The following is a 4,496-nucleotide window of genomic DNA, read 5'->3' as shown; positions in this document are numbered from 1 at the left end:
GGATTCGGGGTCGGATTCGGTGTCGGCGTCGGGGTCGGCGTCGGTGTCGGCGTCGGGCTGCCCGTGGGAGACGGCGTGGGCGTCGGGGTCGGGGTGGACGTCGAACCACTCACCCGACGGTTCTGGGCGAAGAAGAACGCCGTCACGTAGGCGGGGTAGTTGATGCTGCTGGCCTTGATGTAGCGCCCGCCGGGCCCGCCGCCGGCCGGCCAGTTGTGACCGAGACCGGTGTTGGTGAGCAGCGAGACGCGCGGCCCGTCGCCGTCCGACCAGAGCGTGCCGCTGCCGGCCGTGCTGCTGCCGGGCAGCGTCGACATCGTGATGGACGACGTCGTGCCGGCGCCGTAGATGCCGGCCATCACCTCGGCGTTGAGGAGGTTGTAGCCGGGGGCGACGGTGTAGTCGTCGTTGCCGTGGATCACCGAGGCGACCTGGGTGTCGAAGCCCGAGGTGTGGCTGCCGGCGAAGCGCCGGCACGTCGAGGTGGCGGCCGTCTTGGTCGTCGCGACACTCCCGATCTGCGAGGACGTCGTGCCCACGGTCGGACCGGCGTTGATGCCGACGCCGGCGAACACGTCGGGGGCCAGGCAGCCCATCACCATCGTCTCGCCGCCGCCGGAGGAGAGGCCGGAGACATAGACCTGGTCGGGGTCGAGACCCAGGGTCGAGCGCTGGAGCAGGACGTCGACGAGATCGAGGAGGTTGTCGTCGTGGCGGGCCGGCGCGGTGCGGCTGTGGTTGCCGTCGTAGTAGTCCCAGCAGCCGGCGATCACGCCGCCGTTGGGAGCGGCCGGGATCGCCACGACCATGCCGTAGGAGTCAGCGGTGGCCTGCCAGTTGCCGGCGGTGACGAGGTCGGTGTTGGTCTGCACGCAGCCGTGCAGGTTGACCATCAGCGCACGCCCGTCGGCGATGGCCGGCGCCGTGGTCGGCACGTAGAGCCGCACGTTCATCCCGGCCAGGGTCTCGCTCGTCCAGGTGCCGGCGGCCTGGGCACTGGTGGTGGCCCCGCTCCCGAGCGCGAGCACGAGCGCACTGAGCACGAGCCCGAGCGTCGCGACGACGGCGGTCGTGGCGGTGGTGGTGGCGGTGGTGGTGGCGGTGGTGGTGGATCTGATCGTGTGCTTCATGTGGTGCCTCCGAGTAGGTCGATGGTCACTTCAGCGACGACGCGAGCCCCCGGCTCGGCCATCACGATCGTGTAGTGGTTGACGTCCTCGACCTCGACGTCGACCAGGTGGGGCACCAGCGCCCGCGCCGTGCGCGCGGCGTCCGGCGGGTAGAGCGCCTGCGGCTCGTCCATCAGCCCGCGCGGCGCACGGAGGAACGTCGTCGGCACCGCCAGGGTGCGCAACGCGTCGGCATAGCTGCGACCGTCGAGCACGTGCCCGCCGAAGAGCTGCGAGGAGTCGCTGGCCACGGCCTCGACCTTCGTCGACGGGCGCAGGTCGGGCGCCTCGCCGCGCAGGTCGTAGTCGACGTAGCCCTCGACGGTGGGGTTCCACTGCCCCGCGAAGGCGGGGTGCGCGCGCCAGAAGTCGCGGTAGGCCTCGTGGCTCTCGAAGCTCATCGTCAGACGCGCCGCCGCGGGCCCGAGCACCTCCTCGGGTGTCGCGTCGGGGCGCGGCACGAACCCGGGCGGCGGGGTGAGCTCGAGCCCGCCGTCCACGAGCACGAGGGCGGAGGCGCGGGTGCCGATCCGGTCGGCGAGGGCCACCGCCACGAAGGCGCCCATCGAGTGACCCACGACCACGGCGGACTCGACACCGAAGTGGTCGAGCACCGCCTCGAGGTCCTCGGCGTGACGAGCCAGGCCGTACGGCGCGGGCAGGTCGGCGCTGCGTCCGCGACCGCGCAGGTCAGGGGCGATCACCCGGCAGTGCGGGAGGCCGGCGGCGACCAGCGGCCAGCCGCGGTGCGTCGCGGTGATGCCGTGGATCGCCAGCACGACCGGTGCCGACGGGTCCTCGGGCCCCCAGACACCGACGGCCAGGTCGCCGCCGCGCACGCGCACGGACGCCGTCCGCGGCTCGGTGGTCTGCAGGCTGAGGTCGGTGCTCATGCGGAGGGGGCTCCTTCGTCGGTGGGGAGGTGGTCGCGCGGGGCCGGCGCGAGGGCGCGCTCGATGAAGGTCATGACCTGGTCGAAGACGGCGTCGGGCACGGTGGCGCGCGGCTCGGGCGAGCCCTCGGGCGCGCCGTCGTCGCCCCACAGCACCCAGCGCATGCCGACCATCTCGCCGATGCCCATGAGCACCCAGGCCGCCACGGTGGGGTCGATGTCGCCGACCTCGCCGCGGCTGCGCGCGTGCGTGAGGTTCTTGATGTAGCCCTCGACGATGCGGGTGTAGTGCAGGGTCAGCGAGGACGGCGAGACGAACTCCGCCTCCCGCACGACCCGGTAGAGCGCGGGGTGCTCGGCGGTGAACGCGAAGAAGGCCCGGAAGCCGGCGCGCTCGCCCTCGAGCCGGGTCTCGGCACCCGCGGACGCCTCGGTCATCGCGTGGCGCACGCGACGGTTGAGGTCCTCGACGAGCTCCTCGAAGACCTGCAGCTTGGAGTCGAAGTAGAGGTAGAACGTGCCCTGGCCGACGCCGGCCCGCTCGGTGATCCGCGCGACCGAGGCGTCGGCGTACCCGTGCTCGGCGAAGATCGCCTCCGCGGCGTCGATGATCGACTTCTTGGTCGCCGTCCCCTTCTTGGTCGCAGGGGTCTTGCGGGGGGTGGTGGTCATCGCTGCTCCTGGGCCGTGACGAAGTCCGCGCTGAGCTCGCGGCGCATGATCTTGCTGTTGCCCGATCGCGGGATCTCGCTCACGAGCCGCAGGTGCTTGGGCACCTTGAACGACGCGAGACGTCGGCGGCAGTGCTCGAGGAGGTCCTGCTCGTCTGTGACCGAGCCGGTGCGTACGACGACGAACGCCGCGCACACCTCGCCCCACCGCTCGTCGGGCACGCCCACGGCGGCCGAGTCGGCGACCGCGGGGTGCTCGAGCAGCACGCTCTCGATCTCGGCCGGAGCGACGCTCTCGCCCCCGCTGATGAAGATGTCCTTGAGCCGGTCGACGATCCGGTAGTAGCCGTCGGCGTCGCGCTCGGCGACGTCGCCGGTGTGGAGACCGGACGTGCGCAGCAGCGTGGTCTCGACCTCGGTGCTGTCGCGGAAGTAGCCGAGGAAGACGTTGGGTCCGCGCACGACCAGCTCGCCGGTGCCGGGTCCGTCGACGACCGCACCGGTGGCGGGATCGACGAGTGACACCTCGACGTGGGGGTACGGCGTGCCGGCCATGCCGATGCGCGCGATCGCCTCGTCGGGCGGCAGGCAGAGCACGTTGGGCGCCGCCTCGGTGAGGCCGTAGCCCTGCGACAGCGCGACCCCGCGGCGGTGCCACGTGCGCAGCAGCGGCTCGGGCATGGGCGCTCCGCCGACGATCGCGTGACGCAGGCTGGAGAGGTCGGTGCGCGCGAAGTAGGGGTGCTCGGCGAGCATCAGGTAGTTGGCCGGGACCCCCATGGTGGTGGTGATCTGGCGGTCCTCGATGAGGTGCAGCACGCGGCCGGCGTCGAAGGTGCGCTCGAGCACGACGGTGGCACCCATCCACCAGGCGAGCAGCGGCTGGACGTTCCAGCCCCCGACGTGGAACTGCGGCATCAGGGCCAGCACGACGTCGCGGCTGGTGATCTCGGCGGTGCGCGAGAGCGAGAGGTTGGTCCAGAAGCAGTTGGCGTGGCTCAGCACGGCACCGCGGGCGCGGCCCGACGTGCCGGAGGTGAAGATGATGAGCAACGGGTCGTCGTCCTCGACCGGACGGCGCGCGCCTGCGGCCGTGGAGGCAGGACCCGACTTCGCCAGCTCTCGGCCGGCCGAACCACCCGGACGGGGCGCGCTGTGCTCGATGCCGTGCTCACCCATCTGCGCGACGGGCACGGGGTCGAGGACCAGGTCGAGCGTGGCGCCGGCGAGGGCCCCGAACTCGTCCTCCACGAGCAGCACGGCCGGGTCGCAGTCGGTGATCTGCTGGGCCAGCTCGGAGGGCGAGAGCCGCCACGAGAGCGGCACGAGCACCAGGCCGGACTTCGCGCAGGCGAAGAGCACGACCACGTGGTCGGCGCTGTTACCGGTGAGCGTCGCGAGGCGGTCGCCGGCGACGTACCCGGCCGACAGCAACCGTTCGGCGAGCGCCACCGCGCGACGGTCGAGCTGGGCGTAGGTGAGCACCACGCCGCGGTCGTCGATCGCCACCCGGTCGGGGGTGGAGACCGCGCGGTCGGTGGTCCAGCGACCCAGGGTGTGGAGACCGTCGCGAGCAGGCTCAGGAGTCATGCGTCATCTTCGCCTGAGCCGGACGGCGCTCGGTGAGTCGGCTGCTCTCCCGGTTGCCCAGCCCCATCAGGCCACCGGGCACGAACAGCACCACCAGGATGAACAGCGTGCCGAGGATGAAGAGCGGCTCGCTGAGCGGCACGCGCAGCAGGGTCGGCAGGTCGGCGACGGCGT

General features: G+C 72.2%; 5 protein-coding genes. All 5 read right to left on the bottom strand.

Features of this window, described 5'->3' with window-relative positions; genetic code table 11:
- Positions 1-1,130: PHB depolymerase family esterase (locus VOI19_RS15000; protein ID WP_323793770.1), on the bottom strand; the 1,130-nt coding region annotated here is incomplete at its 3' end.
- Positions 1,127-2,062: an alpha/beta hydrolase gene (locus VOI19_RS14995; protein ID WP_323793769.1), complete on the bottom strand. Its 936-nt coding sequence runs from the start codon at positions 2,060-2,062 to the stop codon at positions 1,127-1,129. The genes VOI19_RS15000 and VOI19_RS14995, both read right to left, overlap by 4 nt.
- A complete protein-coding gene (locus VOI19_RS14990; protein WP_323793768.1) occupies positions 2,059-2,733 on the bottom strand; it encodes a TetR/AcrR family transcriptional regulator in 675 nt (224 codons plus the stop codon). The genes VOI19_RS14995 and VOI19_RS14990 overlap by 4 nt, the downstream gene beginning before the upstream one ends.
- Positions 2,730-4,322 carry an AMP-binding protein gene (locus VOI19_RS14985; protein ID WP_323793767.1) on the bottom strand — a complete coding sequence of 531 codons (1,593 nt, stop codon included), beginning with the start codon at positions 4,320-4,322 and terminating at the stop codon, positions 2,730-2,732. Before VOI19_RS14985 ends, VOI19_RS14990 begins: the two co-directional genes overlap by 4 nt.
- The coding region (locus tag VOI19_RS14980) for a hypothetical protein (RefSeq protein ID WP_323793766.1) at positions 4,312-4,496 on the bottom strand (185 nt) is incomplete at its 5' end. The genes VOI19_RS14980 and VOI19_RS14985, both read right to left, overlap by 11 nt.

It is taken from the genome of Nocardioides sp. (genome assembly GCF_034670285.1).
Taxonomy (GTDB): Bacteria; Actinomycetota; Actinomycetes; order Propionibacteriales; family Nocardioidaceae; genus Nocardioides.
This window is presented reverse-complemented; position numbering and strand designations above follow the sequence as displayed.

Coding starts and splice junctions, on each gene's coding strand:
- VOI19_RS14995 (WP_323793769.1), bottom strand. CDS start 2,062: ATGAGCACCGACCTCAGCCTGCAGACCACCGAGCCGCGGACGGCGTCC.
- VOI19_RS14990 (WP_323793768.1), bottom strand. CDS start 2,733: ATGACCACCACCCCCCGCAAGACCCCTGCGACCAAGAAGGGGACGGCG.
- VOI19_RS14985 (WP_323793767.1), bottom strand. CDS start 4,322: ATGACTCCTGAGCCTGCTCGCGACGGTCTCCACACCCTGGGTCGCTGG.